Annotated in this window: 22 protein-coding genes; 14 read left to right on the top strand and 8 right to left on the bottom strand. The window is 40.2% G+C overall.

What is annotated here, in order from left to right:
- Positions 1–334: IS607 family transposase (locus tag E3E24_RS12005; protein ID WP_167916020.1), on the bottom strand; the 334-nt coding region annotated here is incomplete at its 3' end.
- Between the two features lie 167 nt (positions 335–501).
- On the opposite strand from E3E24_RS12005, the gene E3E24_RS12010 reads away from it, so the two are divergent.
- Positions 502–642, top strand: a complete 141-nt coding sequence (locus tag E3E24_RS12010) for a hypothetical protein (RefSeq protein WP_167886525.1) — start codon at positions 502–504, stop codon at positions 640–642.
- Between the two features lie 18 nt (positions 643–660).
- Here the strand turns inward: E3E24_RS12010 and E3E24_RS12015 are convergent, their stop codons facing one another.
- The 4 genes from E3E24_RS12015 to E3E24_RS12030 form a co-directional block, all read right to left on the bottom strand.
- Positions 661–4767: a bifunctional RecB family nuclease/DEAD/DEAH box helicase gene (locus tag E3E24_RS12015; RefSeq protein WP_167916080.1), complete on the bottom strand. Its 4107-nt coding sequence runs from the start codon at positions 4765–4767 to the stop codon at positions 661–663.
- A gap of 240 nt (positions 4768–5007) precedes the next feature.
- A complete protein-coding gene (locus E3E24_RS12020) occupies positions 5008–5406 on the bottom strand; it encodes a hypothetical protein (RefSeq protein WP_167916081.1) in 399 nt (132 codons plus the stop codon).
- Positions 5396–6835 carry a hypothetical protein gene (locus E3E24_RS12025; RefSeq protein WP_167916082.1) on the bottom strand — a complete coding sequence of 480 codons (1440 nt, stop codon included), beginning with the start codon at positions 6833–6835 and terminating at the stop codon, positions 5396–5398. The genes E3E24_RS12020 and E3E24_RS12025 overlap by 11 nt, the downstream gene beginning before the upstream one ends.
- A gap of 1 nt (position 6836) precedes the next feature.
- Positions 6837–9644, bottom strand: a complete 2808-nt coding sequence (locus E3E24_RS12030) for a hypothetical protein (RefSeq protein WP_167916083.1) — start codon at positions 9642–9644, stop codon at positions 6837–6839.
- Between the two features lie 670 nt (positions 9645–10314).
- On the opposite strand from E3E24_RS12030, the gene E3E24_RS12035 reads away from it, so the two are divergent.
- Complete coding sequence (locus E3E24_RS12035; protein WP_167916084.1) at positions 10315–11283, top strand: hypothetical protein; 969 nt, start codon at positions 10315–10317, stop codon at positions 11281–11283.
- Between the two features lie 59 nt (positions 11284–11342).
- Here the strand turns inward: E3E24_RS12035 and E3E24_RS13005 are convergent, their stop codons facing one another.
- A complete protein-coding gene (locus E3E24_RS13005) occupies positions 11343–11465 on the bottom strand; it encodes a hypothetical protein (protein ID WP_255454081.1) in 123 nt (40 codons plus the stop codon).
- Between the two features lie 76 nt (positions 11466–11541).
- On the opposite strand from E3E24_RS13005, the gene E3E24_RS12040 reads away from it, so the two are divergent.
- On the top strand, positions 11542–12306 hold the full coding sequence (locus E3E24_RS12040) for a hypothetical protein (protein ID WP_167916085.1): 765 nt from the start codon (positions 11542–11544) through the stop codon (positions 12304–12306).
- Between the two features lie 74 nt (positions 12307–12380).
- Here E3E24_RS12040 and E3E24_RS12045 read toward each other — a convergent pair whose 3' ends face one another.
- A complete protein-coding gene (locus E3E24_RS12045; protein WP_167916086.1) occupies positions 12381–12671 on the bottom strand; it encodes a hypothetical protein in 291 nt (96 codons plus the stop codon).
- A gap of 125 nt (positions 12672–12796) precedes the next feature.
- Between E3E24_RS12045 and E3E24_RS12050 the strand changes: the two genes are divergently transcribed.
- The 11 genes from E3E24_RS12050 to E3E24_RS12100 all read left to right on the top strand — a co-directional run bounded on the left by E3E24_RS12050 (position 12797) and on the right by E3E24_RS12100 (position 24136).
- Complete coding sequence (locus E3E24_RS12050) at positions 12797–13006, top strand: hypothetical protein (RefSeq protein ID WP_167916087.1); 210 nt, start codon at positions 12797–12799, stop codon at positions 13004–13006.
- A 100-nt stretch (positions 13007–13106) separates the two neighbouring features.
- A complete protein-coding gene (locus tag E3E24_RS12055; protein WP_167916088.1) occupies positions 13107–14654 on the top strand; it encodes an N-6 DNA methylase in 1548 nt (515 codons plus the stop codon).
- A gap of 11 nt (positions 14655–14665) precedes the next feature.
- Positions 14666–16474, top strand: coding sequence for a hypothetical protein (locus E3E24_RS12060; protein ID WP_167916089.1), 1809 nt, complete (start codon positions 14666–14668; stop codon positions 16472–16474).
- A gap of 13 nt (positions 16475–16487) precedes the next feature.
- The gene (locus E3E24_RS12065) at positions 16488–17756 is read left to right on the top strand and encodes a restriction endonuclease subunit S (protein ID WP_167916097.1); all 1269 of its coding nucleotides are present in this window, start codon (positions 16488–16490) and stop codon (positions 17754–17756) included.
- Positions 17756–18598, top strand: a complete 843-nt coding sequence (locus tag E3E24_RS12070; protein WP_167916090.1) for a hypothetical protein — start codon at positions 17756–17758, stop codon at positions 18596–18598. Before E3E24_RS12065 ends, E3E24_RS12070 begins: the two co-directional genes overlap by 1 nt.
- A 455-nt stretch (positions 18599–19053) precedes the next feature.
- On the top strand, positions 19054–19251 hold the full coding sequence (locus E3E24_RS12075; RefSeq protein WP_167916098.1) for an antitoxin AF2212-like protein: 198 nt from the start codon (positions 19054–19056) through the stop codon (positions 19249–19251).
- Entirely contained in the window at positions 19238–19708 is a 471-nt protein-coding gene (locus E3E24_RS12080; protein WP_167916091.1) for a type II toxin-antitoxin system VapC family toxin, read from the top strand. The genes E3E24_RS12075 and E3E24_RS12080 overlap by 14 nt, the downstream gene beginning before the upstream one ends.
- Positions 19709–19727: 19 nt before the next feature.
- Positions 19728–22667, top strand: coding sequence for a type I restriction endonuclease subunit R (locus E3E24_RS12085; protein ID WP_167916092.1), 2940 nt, complete (start codon positions 19728–19730; stop codon positions 22665–22667).
- Positions 22658–23326, top strand: a complete 669-nt coding sequence (locus E3E24_RS12090; RefSeq protein ID WP_167916093.1) for a SprT family zinc-dependent metalloprotease — start codon at positions 22658–22660, stop codon at positions 23324–23326. Before E3E24_RS12085 ends, E3E24_RS12090 begins: the two co-directional genes overlap by 10 nt.
- 36 nt (positions 23327–23362) lie before the next feature.
- On the top strand, positions 23363–23794 hold the full coding sequence (locus E3E24_RS12095; protein WP_167916094.1) for an EVE domain-containing protein: 432 nt from the start codon (positions 23363–23365) through the stop codon (positions 23792–23794).
- Positions 23795–23920: 126 nt separating this feature from the next.
- Positions 23921–24136 (top strand): hypothetical protein, encoded by a 216-nt coding sequence (locus tag E3E24_RS12100; protein ID WP_167916095.1) that lies wholly within the window; start codon positions 23921–23923, stop codon positions 24134–24136.
- 223 nt (positions 24137–24359) lie between these two features.
- Here the strand turns inward: E3E24_RS12100 and E3E24_RS12105 are convergent.
- Positions 24360–24571: NYN domain-containing protein (locus E3E24_RS12105; RefSeq protein ID WP_167916096.1), on the bottom strand; the 212-nt coding region annotated here is incomplete at its 5' end.

Below are 24571 nucleotides of genomic sequence, written 5' to 3' on the forward strand. Positions count from 1 at the left end.
GCTTCTGGTAGTTTTTCCTCTTTTCGTTTAGCCCTGAGCCGATATCTTTGAGGATTTCAATGTCCCAACCTTTCTCTTTTGCGAATTCTTTTATTGTTTGGACTTGTCTGTTCAAATCGTCTTTTTGAGTTCTGCTTGAGACTCTTGCATATCCGATTATCTTCCTTTCCTCTTGAATCCCAAGGATCCTCTTGATTTCGCTTTCTGGAATTCTCCTTCGCCCACCAACTGTTCTGACAACTCTAATTTTTCCTTGTTTGTCCCAATTCTGAAGCGTTTTTACAGTAACTCCAAGGATTTTCGCGGCTTCTTTTAGAGTATAATGTCTCTCCATGCTATCCCTCGATATAGAGTACACGCTCATCCTTTATATATTTTTCCATTATTTTCTATGAAATTATACAAAAAGAAGAACAGTTAGAAACGGCATTAAGAAACATGAAAAGCTTTATTCTCCAATAGTATAGCATATTCTAAAAGAGAAAATTAAGGAATTAAACCGTGCGTGCTTTTTTCCTTGAGCTGAGCGAGGACGAAGAAGAGAAAGCTTGGGAGGAAATTGCTTCCGAGATTGAGAGAGCTGATGAAGTGAGAATCCCTGAGTCCTTCATGGGAGAAATGGCAGTACCACAATTGAGATAAAAGCCAAAAGAAATGCTCTCATCTGAATGCCCTGAAGTTTTCTCCTCTCAGCTCTTCTCCTCTCGTCATCCACAGATAGAACTTCTTCCACGGCCTCAGCTTCTCGAACTGCTCGAGGTCATAAGCCGACAGCGTGAAGATATTCCCCGAAGCTATCACAATCAACTTCTCCCTCGTCCTGCTCGCAGCAACGTTAAGCCTGTTCGGATCGTAAATGAAGTCAAAAACCTGCATCAAGTACGCCGGGTCGCCAGAGGTCATCGAGACAATTATCACGTCCCTCTCCCCTCCCTGGAACCTCTCCACAGTGTCAACATCAACCCTATCACCGATATATGACTTCACGAGCCTCTTCTGAGCCCTGTAAGGGACTACCACTCCAACACTAAGTCCCTCGGGGATAGCTTCAACAAGCTTCGCCACAAGCTTTGCTTCCAGCTCGTTCATCTTTGTTGAGGACAAATCATTGTGCACAATGAGCACCACCGGATAGCGTGGGTCAAGAACCCAGCCAATCCAATCATTTCTTTTGGCTACTTCCTCCAACAATCTCAGCTTCTTCTCATCCTTTTTCTTTCCGCTCACAAGCTCTATGCCGTCAAAGCGGTAGAAAAGCTCAGTATGTAGCCTTGCTGATGCCTCAGGAAGTCTGTAGGTTACCCTAAGCTTGTGAACCGGCAGTACAGCGTCCTTATCAACACCCCACTCTGGCGGTTCCCTGCCCAGCAGTTTCTCGAACCTCCTAAGTTCTCTACCCTTGAGCTCGCCTCTAAGGAAGCGGACAAAATTTATAGCTGAAAGGAAGGGAAGATGCTCTTCTATCGTCTTCCTGTCCTCGAGCTCCCACTCGTGAACCTGTATTGGCTGCATCTGCCTGTGATCTCCAACAAGGAGAACCTGCCCCTTAGCTGGAGCAGTCGCTAGGAGAAACATAGGTAAATCCATCATGCTGGCCTCATCAACCACGACCAGATCTGCTTTTCTCCAGTCCACCAGCTTCACAAGGGTCTGGGGCGTTGCAAAGAGTATCCTAACACTCCCCCTGCCGGATATGAAGAAACCCAAGGTCTTCTGGCCCCCGCCAAAGTTCAGCTTCTCAAAAACGAACCCAACGTTGAGCCCATCAAGCTCTCTTTTAATGCTTTCCACGGCTTCCTCACTGGCCAAGCCTCTAAGAAGCTCCACATTTTCTAGCTCTGGAATTGTGGGCTTGAGCTCTTCCAGAAGCTTGGCCGTCCTTATCAGAGCCTCATTTACAGCCCTGTGAGAAACTGCAGTGACGAGAAAGAGCGCATCCCTGCCCCGCTTCACGGAGGAGTATGCTCTGGCAAGTATTGCGGGAGCTATTGCTCCAGACGTTTTGCCCGTGCCGGGCGGTCCCTGGAGAGTGACAAGGAAGTTATCGACATCTCTTACAAAATCCTTTTGCTCTGTGTTGAGGTTTCTAACTTTCTCCAGCTTTCTCAAGAACTCTTCAATGTCATCCTCTCGCCAGATGCTTATTTTGAACGGGTTGGCATCTTCAACCCTACCGACCGAGTAAATGGCGTTCAGCTTCTCGTATATGCAATGCCTCTTCCCATTCAGTATGGCTTCCAAAATGTCATAAGCCCTTGACATGCCAATCTCATCAACGGGTTGGTCGAGGACTATAATATCTCCGGGTTTTATGGAAAATCCACCTATCCTCAGCTTGCCCTTCTCGTAGGAGAAGCCATCGTGGGGGAATATGAACCTCCCGCTTCCGAGTCTTCCTATAAGCTTGACCTCCACATACCCCTCATTGTGGTCTATGAATATTACGGTGCCCAGTGGGGAGCGCCTCACTACCTTAGCTGGATCATCGCTCCCAAAGGCATCAAATGGGGTTACGGCCACCCAAGAACCCTCGTCAAGGTCAATGAGAACTTCATCCTTCGAGTAGGGTTTCCAGCCCTTGGCATCTGGCAGAATTATCCTTCCCGTTATAGTGCAGTCTCTTCCACTCCCTATAATCTCTTCAACCCTTATGACGGCTGTCTTTTCAAGGTGTGCCCTAAGCTGTAGTGGTAGCCTGTGATAGGACTCAAGCTGTCTCTTTCTTGCTGAGAACTCAAGCATCTGGTACTCCACGAGAACACCTGCTAGGCTCACTTCTCCCAAGTCAAAGTTCTCAAGCTCCCTCAAACTTATCGGCTCCTTCGGCACCCAAGCGTCCTTTGTCCGCTCGGGTATCCTCCTTTCTATGTGCCTCACCGCGAGCGCCATCTGCTCCAGCATGTCGAGCAGGCTTTTCTTTTTCTCCTCCAACAGAGCTCGCCAGAAGAATGTGAAGGGGATCTGCTCATCCTCTCTCCTGAAGACAGGGTAAAATGTCCTTCCACTCCCAAAGTTTTCTTCCACCATGCTATATAGCTTGTCGAGCCTTATCTCATCTCTTTTCTTCTCGGCGAGGAACTTGAAGACGTCTTCAAGATCCTCCACGGTCTTCCACTTGAATCCGAACTGGGGAGCCACGAGTAGTATTCCCAAGCCTGGGGGAAAGCGTAGTGCATGCCTCGCTATTAACTCATCCTTTATCAGGGAGTAGCCCTCTTGATCTATCGCCCTCCTGAGGCTGAGGAATGCTCTCACAGCTTTGCTTCCGTAAAGCTTTGGATGCCTCTTGACGGCCTCCATCAGAGCATCTCTGTGGAACCTGCTGTAGAAGTAGATGTGGATGAATGCATCATCTTCTTTGCACTCTTTCACTTTTCCTCTTATTCTGTATCTCTCGCCCTTTAGGTTTGGGGCAACTTCCCTAATAGCCTTGAAGAGTCTGGCAAAGAACCTCTCGAGCATCTGTCCTTCAAGCTTTTCTCCGGTTTCAGGATCCATCGGGGGCTCATTTACTAGGTCTGCAAGAACTTCCCTTTTCCCTGTCCGCGTGTTCTCGACGACGGCGGAAATCCCGAGAAGCGTCTCAGTCAAGGGGCTCTGCTCAATAAAAACATAGACTCTTACGAGCGAACCTTCCGGGTAATTCTCGGGGCACCTGCCTTCACAAGTATCCTTAGGTAGATTGTAACCTGTCCCGGGGATGAACTCGGGCCAGACGGTATCCTCTGGATTTCTGTCGAGCTCCCTCTTTATAACTTGTGCCAGCCTGCAGAGCTTGGGAAGGTTTGCAATGTCTGCTTTCCTCATTATCTCGGCAACGACTTCAGGCTTTCTTGCCTTTGGCTCCCGGAAATCCGTTGGCCATGTTGAGGGGAACTCGAAGAGCTCTGCTAGGTCGTCTATTGTTTTCACACCAGCTTTTCTGAGGGCTTCCTGATGACCTAGGGGTATGCCAAGAAGACCGAGGCTTCTCTTCTCGACAGCTTCTTTTATGCAGATGGGCTCGAAGGGGCACTCAGCGCACTTTGCAGTGAGCCATAGGTCGGCCTTTTCCTTCATCAGAGCCTTTGCAAAGGGGCTTTCATCTGAAAGCTTCCCTTCGAGAGTCATTATGTACTCTTCAACGTCTTTTGGATACTCTAGGTTTTCTGGGGGCCAGTTGAGTGAGATTCCTTTGGTTACGACAGCCAGCCTTATCTTTCCACTAATTCCGGACTCCTCGAGAACTTGGGCTAGAAGGTGGGCATAGGTCACGGCTTGGAAGCGGTGTGCCAGCTTTTCTTCCTTCGTGAACTTGGCCTCGAGGAGATAAAAGGTTTCCCCATCTCGCACGATGAAGTCAGGCCTTCCGCTCACGGTGAAGGTTCCTATTCTCCCCCTGAGGTAAGGCTGGTAGATGACGAATTGCCTATCAAGCTCGAGGAGTTCCTTGACCTTTTCAAAGCAGTTTTCCTCAGAAGAGTATGTGGTTATGTTTTCTGGGAAGAATCTTCTGAAGAACTTCAGTGTTATTGGGTGTTCATCCTCCCTGAAGAAGCCGTAGAATTCTGCGTTTGGCAAAAGCTTTCTAAGCTGCATGAGGAGTTCAAGCTCGAAGTTCTGGCCCCATCTCACGAGGGTTTCATCTGCCTTCTCCTTTGCCTTCAGGATGTGCTGGTATTTCTCGAGTTCTCCTCTTTTGGCCATGAAGAGCAGTCTCACATAGTTTGGACATTCGTGAAGTTCAAAGAATCTCGCTATCTCACTGGGGTGAAGAGTTAGGGTCATTGTGACTCTCCCATTAGTTATGTGTGACTAATATTTTTAGTTTTTTCCAAGGCTCGTGTCTCTAACAGCTTTCTAAGTTTTATTTTCTCATAAGATCTATCAAGGACTCTCCTTTGCAATATTGGTGATATCTACCCTAACTTGGGAGTAACAGTAAAAGAGGAGGGGCAGGAAATAGAATCATACCTACTTATAAAGTAGCTTCCAATTTTCCTTAGCTTTTGTTTAATAGACACTTTATTACCGCGTGTCTTTCAGATAATTAGAGATTGACGTCTCACTAATCTGCTTTATTTCAAACCTTACAGGAAAATTATACTCCTCGGTCTTCCTACGTGGAGTACTATCTCCAGACACTACAATCATGGGAAGTTTTACTTCGAAATGCTTTCTTTCTACAAATTTCCTTAAATCTTCTAAAGCGGCATTGATTCCGGCTTTCTCTAATTCTATTGGGATAGGAAGTTCAATATCAAAATAATAAGAGAAAAACTTAAGTGTCAAATTGAGAATAAGAACGAAGTCTGGACTGTTTCGTTTATAGTTAGGGATTAAATTGAGAGGTTTTATCTTCACAGTTATATCTTCATTGTTTATGGCATCTATTAGGGTTGAATAAAAGTCATCTTCAGGTTTCATATCCCAATTCCTCCATTAGGACTTTTCTGAGCATTGGCTTTATCCTTCCAAAAAAGCGTTTTAATGTTTCAGAGCTTACATCTTCGGGAATCTCTTCGTCACTTGTAATGGATCTTATAATTTTTTCAAAATCTTGTCCTATGTAGTTTTTGGCTTCTTCTTTATATTTCTCTAATAGTGTTTTCCTTTCTGGATAATTCCCTGGGATGTCTGAACTCTGAAACTTCTTATTATAAAGTATCCAGTGGTAACTTTGAATTTCTTTTTCCATTTGCTCATATTCTCTCAATGCCCGTTGAACCTTATTATGCAAATCTTGCAGACTCTCAGAGCTTCTAAATGTGTCTATTGGATACTTAACACTTTCCAGTGTATTTAGACTCTCCCATACTCTAATTACCATCTCGGCATTTTCTTTTGACGATAAATCAACGGTTGAGACATAATTTAATATACCCTCTAAGGCTTCTGCGAATTCATCTTTGTCTGATAAATCCCGTATTGTTTCTTTGGACTTTTCAAGATAATCGTAGGCTTTTGGAAATTCCTCTTGACAAATCTTTTTGCACCTTTTAATATCTTCCTCGATTTTCTCAATTGGTATAATTCTTCCTGGCAGGTACTCCCCTATCAACTCTTTCCAGTATTTTAGCTCTGAAATTAACTGATTGTGCTTGGTTTTAACTTCCTTTAACTTCTTTTCAAGTTCTGCATTTACTTCCTTGATAGTAACTGATTCTACATTTAGTGGACTTTCTGTGTACTTTCTTATCTCTTTCAATAGTTTATCGATGCTACTTATTAGACTTAGGTCCTCTTCATTGTCCCTAATGGTTATTTCGGGAATCTCTGATTCTATGCTGTTGATAATCTTCAACTTGTCCTTAACAGTATACCAGTCCTTCTTACTATCTACGTATGCGCACAATAAGTAACCTACGGCTTTTATATTCCTAATCTTCTTGACAAGTATGTTGAAATCATTATCAGTTTTGAAGTAACCAACTAAGTATTTAACTCTCTCTATTTTGCTATTTAGTATCCAGAAATGAGCGTGCTTGGCTAAATATTGGAAAAGCTTGTCCATATCCATTAGGACTTCCTTGAGCTTCTTAAGTTCCTCAATAAACTCGTCTATTCTATCATCTTTGAACAATTCATCATTGAGTCCTTCTACGTTAACACCAAGCTTCTCGAGTTCCCTTTTTCTCTTATGTATTAGGGGCTTATCAATGCTTTCTTCTAGTTCCCTGACATATTCTCGGATATCCTCCTTGCTGAAATTTTTCTCAAATTTTGGCAAATACTCTCTGTCGCTTTCCTCTAACTTATTTATTCTCTCCATTAAATGTTCCAACTTCCCATTAATTTGTTTTATCTCCAAGAGGTCAGAATTTAGCTGGTTTATTATGGCGGTGACATCTGTCATATTACAATCCCCCCTCAACTAAATCATGTTTCATCAGGATACTCTCAAACTCCTCAAGTTGTTTGTTGATATTATCTAAAATACTCTCTACTCGCCTAAGCTCATTTATTCTTTCGATAACGATATTCATAACGTTTTCAATCTCAATTTCTTTGCCTTCAAATTGTTTGAGAAGCTTGAGTTTCTCTAAGATTTGTTCCCTGTTGGATACATATTGGCGTAATCTTGAGTCATTCTCTAACAAGTCAACAACTCTGTTTATATACACTTCCAATTCATTTAATTTCTTGTCTATTCCTTTTAACTTCTGATAGAGCGTCTTAATAACTTCCCCGTTCTTTTCACATAATCCCTCTAAATAAATTTGTAATATATGCCTCCCCAGTTTGCTCTCAAATCCTGAATCTACTAATTCACGAAGCTCTTCAAATGCTTTTGCGGAGTCCATAATTTTTCTCTCATCTTTGTTGTCATATATTATGTTTAGTTCAAACTCCCTCCTAATTCTCCCATCTATAGCACTTATTTCTTCTATTTTTTCCGCTATCTCGTAGTGGAACCTATTTATTGCCCTTGGAAGTCCCGAATCGTCGAACTCATTTCTAACAGCCCTCCAGAATGCCTCAAGCAGTCTTTCTTTATTGATATCTCCGTTGCCGAGTTTCTTAAAATCTTCTAACAGTAATATTCTTGCGAGCTGTTCTAATGATTTTTTATCTTTCTCACTCCAGAACATTCTAACTTTCTCTATTATATTTGTGTCTTCACCTTTACCTCGAGGCAACAAATCGTCTGCAACTGTTGGATAACCCTTTCTTGGCATTAACGATGACAGTCCTCCACCTCGTTTGCTCCCAAATAACTTGGCAAGTTTTGAAAGTTTTTCTTTGTCTTTTATAGGTATAGGATAAAAAGCAAGAGCCAAACCTGGAACAACGATTTTGTCCTCTTTGACCTGTTTATCTCCCCACGAGGACTCTGCTCCGGGAAGCACCCTATCTTCTTCAAAAAATATTCTTAACCTGCTTTTAAGTACATCTTCGGTTTCTTCAATATACTCTTTTAGACTCGAGTAATAAAGGTAGAATCTTCTCTTCATGAGTTTATCATCGGTATCCTCAATGTCGCTTTTTACTACACGTATGTCAATTGGTGGATTATATTTTCCTTCCTTATAGATACTAAGCATGAAGTCTCTGAGCATAGCTGACAAAGGTCTAATATCTAATTTCCCCTGTTCTATTAGCCACTCAAGCAGGCTGTTCTCTCTTAAATCTTGTTTATGTTTCTCAAGTTCTTCGCTTGAAAGTATAATTATAAGATATTTCCCATCTGGAATTACCTTATTCTTGAATTCATCAGTCTTGGTGTATTCTATAAAGTCCATATAAGACGCAAAGAATAATACATTGTCTTTAATCTTACAGAATGGTTTTCTGATGATACCCAATCTTTCTTTTACTTCTGAAGGAGGAGAGAATATTATTGGATTAATAGTGGGAAATGGGAAAATATCCCTAAGTTCCTTTATTTCAAAGGGAAATCTCTTTGGAAGGTTTCCTAGTTCTACGCCTCCTAATGTAGACATTTTGTACATTAGTTGTCCTTTTATGTTTTCTTTTTCAATCTCCTCATAACACTTCGATATAATCGTTTTTAGTTTTTCTTGTTCATTTTCTAATAATAGATCTAACGCCAATTTGAAGAACTCCCCAAATTCCCTCTGGGGTATATATGCTCGAAAGTCTTTATCAGATATTAATGTTGTTGCCATTTTGATATAATATGCAATACTTAATGAATCTTCATTAGAAGTCTTAAAGACTTCTGATATTATGTTTGCGAGTTTCCCTTCGTCAAGTTTTTTTACATCCATAATTAATCCAAATTCTCCTGTTTCATCCTCAATGGGTGCTAAGTCAATTAAATATCGAATTTTTGTGTTGTCTTTTATGCAATCAAAATTTACAGCAGGAACGGAAGACACACTCTGCCCAATTCTGTCTAGTTCTTCCAGCTCTCTACGTATTTCATATACGCTGTTATTTGGTGAGAGACTTTTAATGACTTCTACATTTTTGATAATGTGCCTCGCTTTCCCTCTTGAAATCCACCAGAGGGCATTGGCTTTTCCTGCTGATAGTCTATATTTTTCTCTTAAGTATTCTACGCTTGCTTGAGGTATTGTAAACTTTTTAACCCGGGTTTCATCAGCTCCTCCTAATTCATAAACTCCAGAGGGAGCCAAGGATAAAAACTTTAAGTAGCTTCTGTCCTCTAGCCACTCCCTGAGTGGGCTTAAGTCGTCAGTTTTTATTTTCTTTTTGAGACTTTTATACTGTCCCTCTAATTCATCTACCAAAAGAACTATTTTCTCGCTTTGATGTATTTTCCCTCTATTTTCAATTAAATAATTCAACAAATCCCATTTTAGGCTTCCTTCGCTACACTTTAGAATTTTCTTGAGCTCATTATAGTGGTTTTGTTCAAAGAGTATCCTAAAGTTATCTACAAATTCATTAACGTGTTCCTTTAATCTTTGGGGAGTTGTGCCTTCAGGGATGTTTTCAAATAAGTCTTCTGCAAAAACATAAATGGGCAAAATTCCTAAATCTATCGACTTTTTGAATATTTCAATCAACAATTGAGTTTTACCACTACCAAAAACTCCAACCACTAAGTAGGAAAAATTTTTCAGATTACCAGAAATATACTCATTAAGGACATCATTTATGTTTCTAATTAAAGATTCATGTTTTTCTGATAGATTTTCCCACCTTTGATTAATACTAGCCACAATCCCATTCATTCCTTGCCACCCAGTTATAAATTATTATGGCTAGCATTAAAAAAATTTTGAATTTTATAGTTACAATATATTTTCTAAAGAGCACTCTAGTTCTCATTACCACTTAAAAGCCTCGCCCTTTAGGGTGGGGATGCGGTAATTCTAAGTTCAGCTTCTTAGCATCTAGACCTTTATGAGTTTTGCTGTAGCAATGGGACTCTGGGAGGTGTTCTTTGGAGTGCGGCTCCTTAAAATCAGGTTTTAAGACCGGGTTTTGGAGCCGTATAGTGGTAGTGGAGCTAGCCTTCCGATACGGCGAGGCTGGGAAAGTATCGTGGGGGCCTTAGCCAGTAGCTGGGCTGGCGCTCCCGTCCGCTCAAGCAGACGTAGCTCAGGCTGACCTCAAGAAACTTCGCCCTTCAAGACGAGGAGCATCATACTTTACAAGGGTAAAGACAGCAACTTTACAAACATAAAAGAGTGGAGAATTTATTTAAGACTAGCTGTTAATAATATATTACTATGACCGATGGGTATAAATATCAGTTGTTTCTACTTACTCAGCGAGGTGGTGCATGGTGGAAGAGCTATGTGTGGTTATTGCGCTAGCGGAAGATACCAAGAAAGCTCACAGAGGTAGAGAGGCACTTCTGGCAGCAATAGGGGAACTCACTGCATAGAGGTGGTGCCCTTGGAGAGGGGAATATTCCCTCGGGATCTGGCAGAAGAGCTTGCTGAGCTGGATGACTATAAATTAGACTTCACCTCCACCATCCGCCGTGCAATTGGCTTAAAAATCGCCAAGACCGGCGAGATTCCTACCATAGCCCACGATCTCGGCCTACATAAAGTCTTTAGCATAATGAAAGATGCTGGACTTATTGACGAGGAATGCTGGGGAGCAGGGACATTACTAGCATACTGTGAGAATTCCTCCGTTGCCCAACTTTACCTAATACGCTACGCCGGCAGAATTCCTATTGAAAAGCTCACAAGGCTAGCAAGGGCTGCATACGAAGAGTACCAGTTCTCTCGCTTTGCTGAAGAATACAAGAGGGCAAAACAGGAAGCAATTGAGTGTGCTCGGCGGATACTCCTAATGGACAAAACCATTCGTGGGATGATAGGCACGTGGGTGGTCTGCGACATTAGGGGATACTTAAGATTCCTCGCCCGCAAAATTTCCGACAAAAAAGAAGACATCGAGGCTATAGTTCGAGCAGAGATGGAAAGGCTAGCAGTGTATGCATACAAGGAGCTTCACGACCCAATGCTCGCATGCGGGTTTGCAGGCATTCCAAGGGAGCTTGCAAGGCTTCTCCAGCTGGCAGTTGAAGAAGAAATCGTGCGGGAAATAGTTGAGGAAATTGCAGATACTATGGAGAAGGGAGGGCGAATAAAGTATGAGAACGTTAGTTACGTCGTGCTAGGACACTGGTCAGATGACTGGTCAGCGTATCCTCCCCCCGTTCCGCCGAGGGTTGTAGAGGACGTGGAGAGGGAAGACATCTTTAATGCAGTACTGGCCGAGCTGTTGCCTCCAATATCTCCTCGGATGTATGTAGAAGAGATAGGAGAGAATGATACGATATTTATCACCGTGGACAGTGACGACCTCCGCAGGCTTGTCTACCTCGCCGAGAAGATTGCCGGTAAGTGACTCTAATTTTTCTTTTTTAATATCTTAGGATAAAAAAAGATAAAGTAAAAAACAAAAACTCAGGAAGACGGCACTGGTAGCTTTAGTTCCTTCGCGAGCTTCTTGACGACATCAACAACAATTCTCACCTCTTCAGCATCCTCAATACTGTCAAGAGTCCTCTTAATAACTTGACAATACATACGGTATAATAAAATTACTCAAAATCGAAGTGCTTAAATACTCCTTACCATGATATTACTCAACGGGTGGTGCGGGATGAAGTGTGTGGATGGCTTTAGCTCCACATCTTGGAGGATTGCGGAAGGAAACCTCTATGAACTCAGAGAGCTTGGAGGCGAGCTCATCCTGCTAGTAGAGGCTATAAAGCACATTTATGGGGATTATCATACATTCTCCAAGGTAAAAAGTGCGGTGGAGAAGATGGCCCTGCTGTATTATCCTTACAGGGCCTTATCAGAGGGTAAAAAACCAGTACTTGCTTATGGTGAGAACACGACAAAACTATGGAAGGCTGTGCTGGCTAGTAAAGATCTAATTGATGAGAGAATAGAGGCCAAGTTCTTACTTCCAGAGGACTGGGACACGCCATTTACAAAGGGAATTCGCCACGATATCGCTTTCTACAGCAACAGTGTTAAAATCTACTGGAAGAGCAATGGCAAGATCCAAATCACGTACACACCGGACAAAGGAATATATGAGGCATTCACCGGTCTTCTTTTAAAGTTTGAGAAGTTCCTAGAATGCCTCTACAACGTGCTTGAGATTGACAGGGAGTTCAGTAACGTCATAGGATTCCTAAGCGCGTTTGAAGACCCAGATGATGAGCTGTGGACGAAAATTAGAAAGCTGATATCTCCTCTGGATGAAGAAGAAAGAGAAGCTGTGAAAGATGTCATAGTAAAATTAGAGCAACTTCTTGGCATTGTAAAAAATCTAGAGACTATGCGCAAGAGTAGATACCTCCAAGAGCCCCACATAGCGGTGAGAGCACTAGAATCCTTCCTTTCTGCCTTCTGACTTTCTTATATTATTTTGGCTCTTATTATCCCCTATATCTTTAACCAGTTGTCTGGTAGTGTCATTGGGTTCAGTCAGAAGCTTCTTAAGAATGGGAGAGGATAAAAATGTAATGGCCTTTTTGTGTTTCTGGATTGATTAAACTTGACGGGGTTTATTTTTAATCTTCGTGGAGTGATATCGTAGAATGAGCCGTTGTAAAAGAGGATTGCTCCCTTTCCTTCTGCTCCGTGGGATGTCCACTTCCATGTAGTGTAGCCAATGATAAATCCGTCTTTGTAAGGACAAATACAAGCTGAGGAAATATTTGAAAGGAATATTAGAGAACTCATCAAAAGGACTAGAATCTTTGCTTTTCTTAACATTATTGCTCCCTGTATGGAGGATTTCCCTGACACTTTAAATTATTTTTGTGGAAATGGATAAATACAAGTTTTGGCAAATTTGTTTTGTCTATTCTTCAAATCAGGGTTACGGAGGAGGTGAGGTTATGGGTAGGGAAGCTTCTGAGTTGAGAGCGTTGTTGAAAATGATTAGGGACTTTGGTGGTAGTGCTTCTTGGCCAGTGCTTGTGAATAACTGCAGCAAGTATGGGATCCAATTTCTTGACTTGAAGCTCTTGCTGGAGATTGCCAAGCAGAGAGGACTCATTAAAGAAGAGGCTGGAATTTATACATTGGTTAGGATTGTGAAGCACTGAAAGTGGATTAATTTTCAAAGTAGTTGAAAATTTAAATAGGCTAAGTTTATATTTTCTTGTGCTAATATTCTCTGGGTAACTATTATCTTGGGTGATAACTGTGGAGAGGAAATTAACAGAATATGTTAAACTCAAACAGAATAAAACTGTCACAAGAGAAGAGCTTGAGAGGGTTCTGAAGAAAGCCGCTGATTTAATCAGGACTCGTGTTGATTATAAATACATCCTCCTCTTGCTCTTCTTGAAGCGTTTGAGTGATGAATGGGAGAAAGAGTTTGAGAGCTATGTGGAGAAACTCGTGAAAGAAGGACTTGATAGGAAAACAGCTGAGAAGATTGCACTTCAGGATAAGAGTGCCTACACAATAGCTTATCCCTCTGAGTATCTCTGGAGGAAGCTTAGAGAGAAAGATATTGAAAAGCTCCCGCAGAATCTCTCGGAGGCATTGAAAAAGTTAGCGGAGCTTAATCCTAATTTGAGAGGTGTTGTTGATAGATTTGACTTCATGGAGTTCATGCTCCACAGAGACAATGCTGAAATTCTAAAGCAGCTTTTTGAACTCTTCAGCGGTTTGGACTTGAGGAATGCTTCTCCAGATGTTTTAGGCGATGCCTATGAGTGGATTTTGAGGTATTTTGCTCCTCAGAAGGCCAAGGAGGGAGAGGTTTACACACCGAGAGAGGTCATCAAACTTTTGGTTGAAATCCTTGATCCTAAGCCTGGTGAAGAGGTTTATGATCCAGCATTAGGTTCTGGTGGTATGCTGATTGGCAGTTATCTCCACGTTAAAGAGAAATTTGGTGAAAGTGAAGCTAAGAAGCTCTTCCTCTATGGGCAGGAGGTTAATCCAACGACTTACGCCATTGCCGAGATGAACATGATGATTCATGGAATTAAGGATGCAAAGCTTGCCGTGGGAGATACACTCCTGAGACCTGCCTTCAAGGAGGGTGAAAAGCTGAAGCGCTTTGATGTTGTTATTGCTAACCCACCTTGGAATCAGGATGGCTATGGAGAGGAAACTTTGAAGAAAGCAGAGTTTAGAGAGGAGCGCTTTAAGTACGGTTACCCACCAAACAATTCAGCGGATTGGGCTTGGATCCAGCACATGCTTGCAAGTGCCAAGGACAATGGCAGGATTGGAATAGTCATTGATAACGGTGCATTATTCAGGGGTGGAGCGGAGAAGAGAATAAGGTCAAGAATTGTTAAGGAGGATTTGCTCGAATGCGTCATTTTGTTGCCAGAAAAGCTGTTCTACAACACTGGAGCGCCGGGAGCGATAATGATTTTCAACAAAGCCAAGCCGAAAGAGAGGAAGGGAAAAGTTCTCTTTGTCAATGCTTCGCTTGATTATGAGAAGCATCCAGAAGTTAGAAAGCTGAACCGCTTGGGAGAGAAGAACATTGAGAAGATTGTGAAAGCTTATGAGGAGTTTGAGGACGTTGAGGGCTTTGCAAGGGTTGTAAGCTTGGACGAGATAAAGGAGAACGACTTTAACCTGAATGTTACGCTTTATGTCTTCCCAATGGAGGAAGAGGAGGAGATTGACGTTAAAGCCGAGTGGGAGGAGCTGAAGAAGATTAACGAAGAGCTTGCTGAGGTTGATGAGAAGATTGAGGGGTATTTGAAGGAGTTGGGGTATTAGGAGGCATATATATGGAAAACTCTTGGGACATTGAGCAGAAGTTTAAACAATTATGCGATAGGATAGATAAAAAGCTGAAAAAATTAGAATTTGATAGAGAATTTGATCAATTAATTTGTCAGTTTGAACAAGAATTTCAGACAGTAATAGAAAAATATAGGCAAAGAGGAGATATAATTAATGCAACATATGTTGCAACAAATTTTTATAGCAGATATAGTGTCTGGCAGGCAAACAAAAATGATGTAACTTTCATTGCCTCATTTTTAAAATTATTATACTTTTGGATATTGAGATATAACCTAAAGCCATATAACTATGAAACATTTGTTAATCAACTAAATGCGTTTTTATGGTATAAGAAAATAATTAAGGAATATATTGGAGTAGAAAAACAAAAAATGATAAACGATATAAACACACGAAACATCTCGTATAATTTTAAACTCTTTAATGACCTAGATAAGCTATTATTGGATAATGGAGAGCTTAATGAAAATTTGAAAAAAGATGAGAGGTTTAATGAAATCATGTACTGGTTATTAAGGTTGCAGGCATATTATACTCTCGGTAGTATCGACAGGGAATATTCTTTTCATAATTTGCAACATTTAGAAGATAGCCTTAATGAATTTAAACAAGTAATAAATGACTTTATTGTACAACCAGAAAGCAAATTTTATTTAAGTTCGGTTATTTATGAGGGTATATTTAGGATCTATAAAAGGAAGCTATTTATTGAGCTTAAAAAACGAGATAGAGACTATGAACAGATTAGGAATTTTATAAATGCTTGCAAAGATCACGCAAAGGCTGCGAAAAAGTTCTATAAAAAATTCATAAAAGAACTCGAAAAGAAAAACAAAGACGTAAATAGTCTTACCTATCACAATCTGGCTCTTGCTCATGAAATTGATTACCTGATGGCTGAATACCTTGAATTTTTGTATGCAAAAAAGAGATTAATTAAAGCAATAAAAAAGCTTGGAGAAATAAAAACCCTGCTAATAAAGGAATTATTCAACAATAACATTGAGTTTAAGGATAAGAAACACTTAAAAGCTATTTCTGTTGAATATTCTCTGTTATCTGTCTATCTAAAGTTATTAGCATTATATGCGGATATTGCTAATATTCAAAATACAATTCCTGCGGAGTATGATAAGTGGGTATTTGAGCTACTTGATAATATTAAGACAGGAATTGGTCAGTTAATAGATCAATTTTACAAATATCCAAGAACATTAGATTTACAGTATGAACTAAAATTATTTCCAAGGACCTTTATAGGCGGATTCTCTGATTATATTATCTACTATCTCCTTGATTATATAAAAACTAAGAGAGTGCTTATCGAACCTTCACGCGAGTATCTTAGAAAGCCTATTCAGCTTATTAATGAGGTTCTCGAACAGTCTTGTGAAGTTAAATTCAGATATAAACCCTCAACGTCTACTTCAAAAGATCCTGACCTTGATATTGTCATATTAAATAGGAACTATAACTTAATAGCCATTTCTGTTAAGAATGGACACTTAAAAGGAAATTTTGGGGATATAAAACGTGAATTTAGCTTAGCTAAGAGGGAGGGATTTAGGAGTTTTGTCTTGGTGGTAAATTTCCTTAAGAATATTGATCTTATTCCAGAAATTAACAATTTAAAACAAGAGCTTACTTATAAAGGTGAAGGTATGAACGTCTATATTGTAGATTTAAAGGACTTTGTTGAGTGTTTAATCAAGAATATAGAGGATAAAGACCAAGAGTTTTCACTTCCATTTCCTAAGGATGAACTTTTGTATTCTTTGGATTATTATTGACGGGGTGAATCCAATGCAAACTAAAACCAAGCTCAAAAAGACCCCAATCGGCGAGATTCCTGAGGATTGGGAAGTTGTTAGGTTAAAGGATGTTGCGAAAGAAATTTTAACTGGAGCAACCCCCTTGCGTTCAAGAAGAGAATTTTGGGAAAATGGTACAATTCCTTGGTTAACAAACGAAGAAGTTATGGATGGGAAAATAAATTATATTTATGATACCAGTGAAAAAATAACAGAGTTAGCTCTAAAAAAGACAAACGTAAAACTTATTCCCCCAGATTCTGTAATCCTGTCTTTAACGGCATCTGTTGGTAAAGTAGCAATAAATAAAATACCTATTACAACAAATCAACAGTTTAATAGTTTTGTGTTGAACAAAAAGAAAGTTTTTCCTGAATTTTTGGCATATTATTTTATATTTGCCAAAAAGAGAATCGAATTATTGGGAGGGACTACAACCTTCAAATTTATAAGCAAATCTAAAATCTCGAATTTCTTACTCCCCCTCCCACCCCTCCCAGAACAGAGGAAAATCGCCGAGATTCTGAGAACTGTTGATGAAGCGATTGAAAAGACCGACCTGGCAATCGAGAAGACGGAGCGCCTTAAGCGCGGCCTGATGACGAGGCTTTTGACGAGGGGAATAGGGCACGAGAGGTTCAAGAAGACCGAGCTGGGCGAGATCCCGGAGGAGTGGAGAGTTGTAAGGCTTGGAGATGTTGCTAGTTCGTTCCAGTATGGTCTATCCACTAAGTTGAAGGACTCTGGCAGGTATCCTGTCATAAAAATGGATAGCATCTTAAACGGCAAAGTCCTGCCAATTAATCTAAAATATACCGACCTTGACGAGATCACGTTCAGGAAATATAAACTGGAAAAAGGAGATGTTCTCATTAACAGGACTAACAGTTATGAACTGGTTGGCAGAACTGGCGTTTTTATGCTTGAGGGAGACTACGTCTTTGCCTCTTATCTAATCCGCCTAAAACCCAACTTGAACGTAGTTGATCCCATGTTCCTAACGCTTTACTTAATTTTTGCGGGGAATAGATTGCGTCAATTAGCCACGAGAGCGGTAAGCCAGGCGAATATAAATGCATCTAACCTCAAAAAATTCAAAATCCCCCTCCCACCCCTCTCCGAACAAAAACAAATCGCCGAAATTCTCATGACAGTTGACAGAAAGCTCGAACTCCTAAGGCAGAGACGGGAGAGGCTTGAAAGAGTTAAGAAGGGTCTGATGAAGGACTTGCTGACGGGAAGGAGGAGGGTGAAAACATAATGCTCGACCTATCCTCTTTGACAACCCTAAATATTTCAGCACTGATCGTACTAGCGAGTGTTGTTCTCTATTATTTCGGCAGGTTGATAGCAGATACACATGTTGAACAAGCCGACAAATCTGCTCTTTATGTTACTGGGTTCATATTCGTGGTATTTTTTATTTTAGTTCCAGGCATAGTCATTTATTATATTCAAGACTACCTCACGTGGATCCCCCTAATTATACCGATAGTTCTCCAAATCTTGATTTTCTCTATGCTCTCATGGACACTAAAGACATATGAGTATTTTCTAAAACACGACTTGTTAGACATATTCAGAAAGAACTACATTGAGAAATTAGAAGAAATTAAAAAGAACAATACCATGCTCGGAAGCCTCTTCAGAAACTACGAGGATATTATAAAGAGAACCATTGGGGATCCAGTCTCTTTTTTCCTAAATGCGCTAGAACTCAATCGAAAGATTTCTAGTAATTATATCTTTTTAATGTTGGCCTCAGCTATATCCATCCTTTCTATCCATATGGCAATATCAAAAAACTCTCTAATCTTTACTGCGGTTACTTCAATACTCGGAGTCTTTATTTTCACCATGATAGCACTTGTTTATGGATTTAGTACTGCATATTATCCTCCAGCAGTTATTTATTTGAGAGATGGTGAAATTCTCCGGGGAAAGCTTCTAAAATTTGGAGATTTTGTTTATTTGCTTGACGAAGATAGGAAGGTTAAGATATTTGTCAATAAACATGAAATCAAGTATTTAGAGGAAAGTTTATTTAAAAATCAGTGGCCGGAAAGCCAGTCTAAAGGCAATGGGGATTTGACTTCAACATGACAAAAAGTATAAGTATCAGATAATCATAAAAGTGGTATACTGTCATGTGTGGAGGCTGGGATGTTCCTCGCTCTAGTAGCTTCAGCAGATCTAGTAACTACAGTGATGCTAATACAACTTGTAACGGAGGTGATGAAGATGGCCACATGGCTATCTACATGGTTGCAGAAGTATAAGGGTGGAGTGGCGGTTCCCCTCTGGGGTCGGAGGTACTAGGGGATCGTCATACAGGGTGAGGAGCATTCCACCCTCGCTCCCCAGAGGGTGTGGGGGTTCGACTCCCCCACCTCCGCCCGCATAGAGTCAAGATGGAAAGTAAGTTCTAGAATTCGTCTTGGGATCTCCGCTTATCTAATTGATGTTAATCCATTAACTTCGTCATTAAAAACAACCACCACACAACTAACACCAAAACCTTAAATCTTTTCACGATAGAATTCCTTATGGTGAGAGTTATGCAGATTATTGAGGCGATTTATGAGGATGGAGTTTTGAAACCTCTAAAAAAGCTAAAGCTTAAAGAGCACTCAAAGGTCATCATCAAGATAATAGATGAGGAGGAGCTTGAGAAAATCTTGGATTCCATGGTTATCGAGAAAGTCGAGAATATAGACTACAAGAAGCTCAAGGAGGCTTACTATGAATCACTCTGAAGTCTTTGTAGATTCTTCTGTTCTGGTAGGATTGAACCTTGGTGACGAGAAGGCAAAGGCATTAGTGAAGTCGTTGATTGAAAGGGGCTTTACCTTAGTTATAAATCCAGTTGTTTTCTCTGAAACAGCCTATAAAGTTATGTTTACCTTAGCCCTTCGAGATGGATTGAAGGGCGTTTATGATCTCAAAAAGCATTTGGATAGATATGCTTGGGTTTATGGAAAGGTCAAAGAATCAATTGAGCAGCTGATAAAGAATGAACTCTTGAGGGTAGTTGAAGTCAACTGGGAAATACTAAAGTTATCTGCAGAAATTGGGGAGAAATACGCTCTTTTAACCAACGATGCGATAATAGTTGCCACTTGCAAATATTACGGCATTCAGAGAATAGTTACTTTTGATGAAGACTTTAAGAAAGTTGATTTTCTCGAAGTTGTTGATTTGTCAGGATTATAACTCTTTTTTGGTGTTGAGTATGACCGAATGGGAGCAATGCGAAAAACCCACAATCGAAAGGCTCACCTCATTAGGCTGGCAATATAAGAGAGGAATTGAAATCCTTGAAGATGAAAAAGAACCCATCCTAATTTCCCGAGTAAAGCGAGCAATTGTGAGAATAAACAAAGTTAGTGAGAAGGAAGCGGAAGAAGCCATAGCTTTTCTCAAGACTATTCCATTTGGTGTTGAAGGCTCCCGTAAACTTTTAGACTACTTGAAGGATGGCGTTCCCATTAAGGATGAAAAAACTGGTGAACCAAAACGACTGATGCTCATAGATTATGAAAATCCAGAAAACAATGAGTTTTTAGTTGCAAATCAAGTTGGTTATCCATTTAAAACAAAAATCCCTGACATAGTTCTCTATATCAATGGGATTCCCATTGTGTTGATTGAATGCAAGCGCCTAAAGAAGGACTGGAAAGAGGCATACAGGCAGATTAAACGCTATGAAAAAGAGATGCCTGAACTTTTCAAATACATTCAGTTCAGCATTGCCATTGGAGATAGAGTCGTTTATTTCCCAAACGTTCCATGGCTTGAAGATGTTTCAGTCTATGAATGGAAGGGAGAGAGCTTTGATGATCTGGACAACATAATGGAAATTCTAACTCCAGCAAATCTTCTTGATATTCTAAAGTACTTCATCTTCTACCGAGAGGATAAGGGAGTTATAACAAAAGTCCTCCCAAGATATATGCAGCTCAGGGCGACAAATAAAATAGTTGAGAGGGCAGTTAAATATGCCAGAGGTGAAATTGAGAGAAACAAAGGCTTAATCTGGCACTGGCAAGGAAGTGGGAAGACCTTAACCATGATATTCTCTGCTTACAAGATTAAGCGCCTTTTAGGCAATCCCACAATCTTTTTCATTGTTGATAGGCGTGAGCTGGAAAAACAGCTTTCTGATGAGCTTAAATCCATAGGCTTGAGCTTTGAGGTTGTGGGTTCAATTCCAAAGCTTAAAGAGATTCTGATGCACTCAGATGGAAAGAGAGGAATATTTGTAACTCTCATTCACAAATTCAGAGAAGACGAACTCAAAGAACTCAGAGAGCAGCTTAGGAAAGAAAGCAAGCGTAGAAAGACGATAATGAACCGTAAGGATGTAATAGCTTTCATTGATGAAGGGCACAGAACTCAATATGGTGAATTAGCTGCTACAATGCGCTCAATATTGAAGAACGCTTCATTCTTTGCCTTCACTGGCACACCAATTTCCAAAAAGTATAGAGACACTTATGCAACCTTCGGCTACAAGGATGAGCCATACCTTGACAGATACTTCATCATTGACTCCATAAGGGACGGCTTCACTGTAAAGATAGCTTATCAGGCAAGACTTGAGGATGAAGTCAGATTAAGAAAAGAAGATCTTGAGGCGTTCCTCTCTTCAAAACTTGAAGAAATCCCAGAGGAATATCGTGAAAAAGTAGAGGAGAAGCTGAAGAAAAGGCTCAATGCTATCAAAATCTTCCTCAAGAACCCAAAAAGAATTGAAAAGATTGCCGAGGATATAGCCAAACATTACAAGGAGAGCGTTGAGCCGTTCAAAGCAATGGTTGTTGCCGTTGATAGAGAAGCCTGCGTTCTCTATAAGAGGGCTCTTGATAAGTTCTTGCCCTCTGAATACAGCGAAATTGTAATGACATTCAATCAGAATGATCCTCAAATAATTCAAGAGTACTTCAACGAACTCACGAGAAAGTATAGAACAAAAGATCAAGAGGAAATTAGAGAAGAAATTGTCACCAGCTTTAAGAAGAAGGAGTTCCCAAAGATACTAATTGTCACGGACATGCTCTTAACGGGCTTTGACGCTCCAATCCTTCAGACAATGTATTTAGACAAGCCTTTGAAAGAGCACCGCTTATTACAGGCAATAGCGAGAACTAACAGACCGTTCTTTAAGAATGGAGAGAACATCAAGGCTTTTGGCTTGATAGTTGACTATGTTGGAATTTTCAAAGAACTTAAGAGAGCTTTGGCGATTTATGACGAGGTTGACATCAAGGGAGTTGCTTACAAGCTCGATGAAATCAAGGAGGAACTTAAGAAAAAGATAAGCGAGGCTTTGGCTCTCTTTGATGGAATTGAGCTGAAAAGAGACAGAGACACCATAATGAAAGCGGTTTTGATTCTTTTCCAAAAACAAAAAGGTCCGGAGTTTCAAAAGCTTTATCGTGAGATCAGATATTATTACAAGCTGCTAAGAGAAGATAAAACCGAGTTTAAAGATGCCTTCTCTTGGCTCACTGAAGTTTATTATGCATACAACAGCAAAGTTAACGGTCTTGATCCAGAGATTGAGCAGAAAATGGATGCATTCTTTAAAGAAGCGCTCAAATTTATCCATGAAACTATTGACATTGAAAAACTAAGAACTGATTTTCCAATAATCGAGCTTGATGAGGAATTCTTGAAAAAGATAATGAGAAGCAGAAGCAAAGAACAGGCGTTTTATGACTTGCTTTTTGCTGTCAGGCACTACATAAACACTCACAGAGGGCCTTTGACTTCTGATTTAGTTGAGCAGGTTGAGAGGATAGTCGAGAGATGGCGTAGCAAAAAAGAGGAAATTGAAAAGCTTTATGAGGAATTGTTCAGGGTTGCTCAGAAGATTCAGCAAAGGACTAAAGAGAGGGAAGAGTTAGGGCTGACGGAACTTGAATATGCCTTAGTTATGGTTCTAAAAAGGCACGTTAAAGCAAACACTGGGCAACTTATAGGCGATGTAAAAGAACTTTTGAATGAGACTGAAAGTTTGAGATTCCCAAGATGGAAAGAAAAGGCAGATGTTGTCAGTGAACTCTCAAGAAAAGTCATGCTGTTCATAGTTCGTAAGTACAATGGAAGATATGACGATTTGTTCAAGACAAGGGATGAAATCCTTGAGGTGCTGAAGCGGTGGGGTTGAATTATGAGGTAATCGTGAGAAATATTAAGCACTCAAGGATTGAAATAAGACCAGATGGTAAAATAAGGGTAGTTGTTCCTCCAAATCAAAATCCCGAAGAGCTAATTAAGAGGAAAAGAGTGTGGATAGAGGAAAAATTAGCGGAGATTGAAGAGCTTAAAAAGCAGTTTTTGCCATTTTCAGATAAATTGTTGCTCAATGGAGAGTTTTATGAAATAATTAATGGGGAAGAGTTTTCAGTTAATCCGAAGTTCAAAGTTGTTTTTCTTCCCAATAATGATCTTGGAATTTTGAAGAGATGGCTTAAAAATCAGCTCAGGGAGGAGCTTGATTTTAAAGTTAGGCTTTTTGCTTCGATTTTAGGAGTTAAATATAGGAAAATTTACATTAGATTCCAAAGAACTAAGTGGGCTAGTTGTTCGAAAAAGGGAAATTTGAGTTTTAATTTAATGTTAATGGCTTTGCCCGAGAGTTTGAGGGATTACATCATTATTCACGAGTTGGCTCACATGAAAATACCAAGGCATGGTTCTCAATTTTGGGGATTGATTGGGGAGTATTATCCTGAATATAAGGAAGCTGAGAAGAAATTGAAGATCTTTTGGCTTGCTCTTGAGTGGAATGAGGTTTGGAAAAAGCTTAGGGAAACTAAATCTTAATATCTCCTGTGTGTGAAATTTCTAAAGGTGATCTCCATGGCATACTGGCTTTGCATTACAAACCGTGATAACTGGGAGGTTATCAAAAAGAAGAACGTTTGGGGCGTGCCGAAGAGGCATAAGAACACCATCGCCAAAGTCAAGCCCGGCGATAAGCTTGTCATTTACGTGAAGCAGGAGAGAAAGGACAAGCAGATTTTAGAGCCAAAGATTGTTGGTATTTTTGAAGTTGTGAGTGAGCCTTTCACTGATTCAACCAAAATCTTCAAGTCTCCACAACATCTAAACGAAACTTACCCCTTAAGAGTCAAGATCAAACCCATAAAGCTTGGAGAAGTTGAGTTCAAGCCGTTGATTCCAAAATTAAAGTTTATTACAAACAAGAAGCGTTGGAGTGGTCACTTAATGGGCAAAGCTATGAGAGAACTACCGGAAGAAGATTACGAGCTGATTGAAAGCTTGCTTTGATGGGGATTATATTTTGTTGGCTCCGTTATCCTTGCGTTTCTATTTTTGCCTTATAAGAAAAGAAGTTAATTCAAATCAAAAAACCAATAAATTTTGGGTGTATAATATCAAATTAGGTGTATAGTTATGGCATATGAAAAGATGCTATATCCGAAAAGGGGTATTAAATATCAGGTAAATGCATACCCAATAAAATCTGAAATTATAAATGAGATTTCTGACTCCTTAATGTCTTTCACTCTTGATCTCAGTAGGGCTTTTGGAGATGAACCTCTTAGTCGGAAAAGACTCCATGAGCTAGCTGGTAATCTTGGGGGATTGTTGACAATTATATTGCTATAGATAATTTGCTAAAAGTCATTGCTCATAGGGACCTTTTCTATAAGAATTTCACAACAAAAGTTGGCTAAAAAATTTGGTACTGCACAAGACCTTTCTAAGATGATAATTGATAGCAAACCTGTTTCGTTAGACATGATTAATAATCAAGAAGATAGAGAGCAAGTTATTCTCTTAGCATTAAAAGGATTATTTATACCACGAGAGTTATTGTATCATGATAAAGTCATTTCTTTCCAGGACTCCTCATATGATTTGGCATTGTCTTATCATTTTTCAGTAATCGAACATGATGGGCGGTACTATTTAGTAAACTCCTTCCCAAGATTATAACGTAATCTGCAGCGTTCTGTAAGGCCTTACTGAACCCCGGCTCAGCCCCGATTACTACAGTTTCTTTCCCCTTGCTTTTCGCTTCATTCACTACAGGCAGGAAGT

Origin of the sequence: Thermococcus sp. LS2, from assembly GCF_012027375.1 — an archaeon.
Taxonomy (GTDB): Archaea; Methanobacteriota_B; Thermococci; order Thermococcales; family Thermococcaceae; genus Thermococcus_B.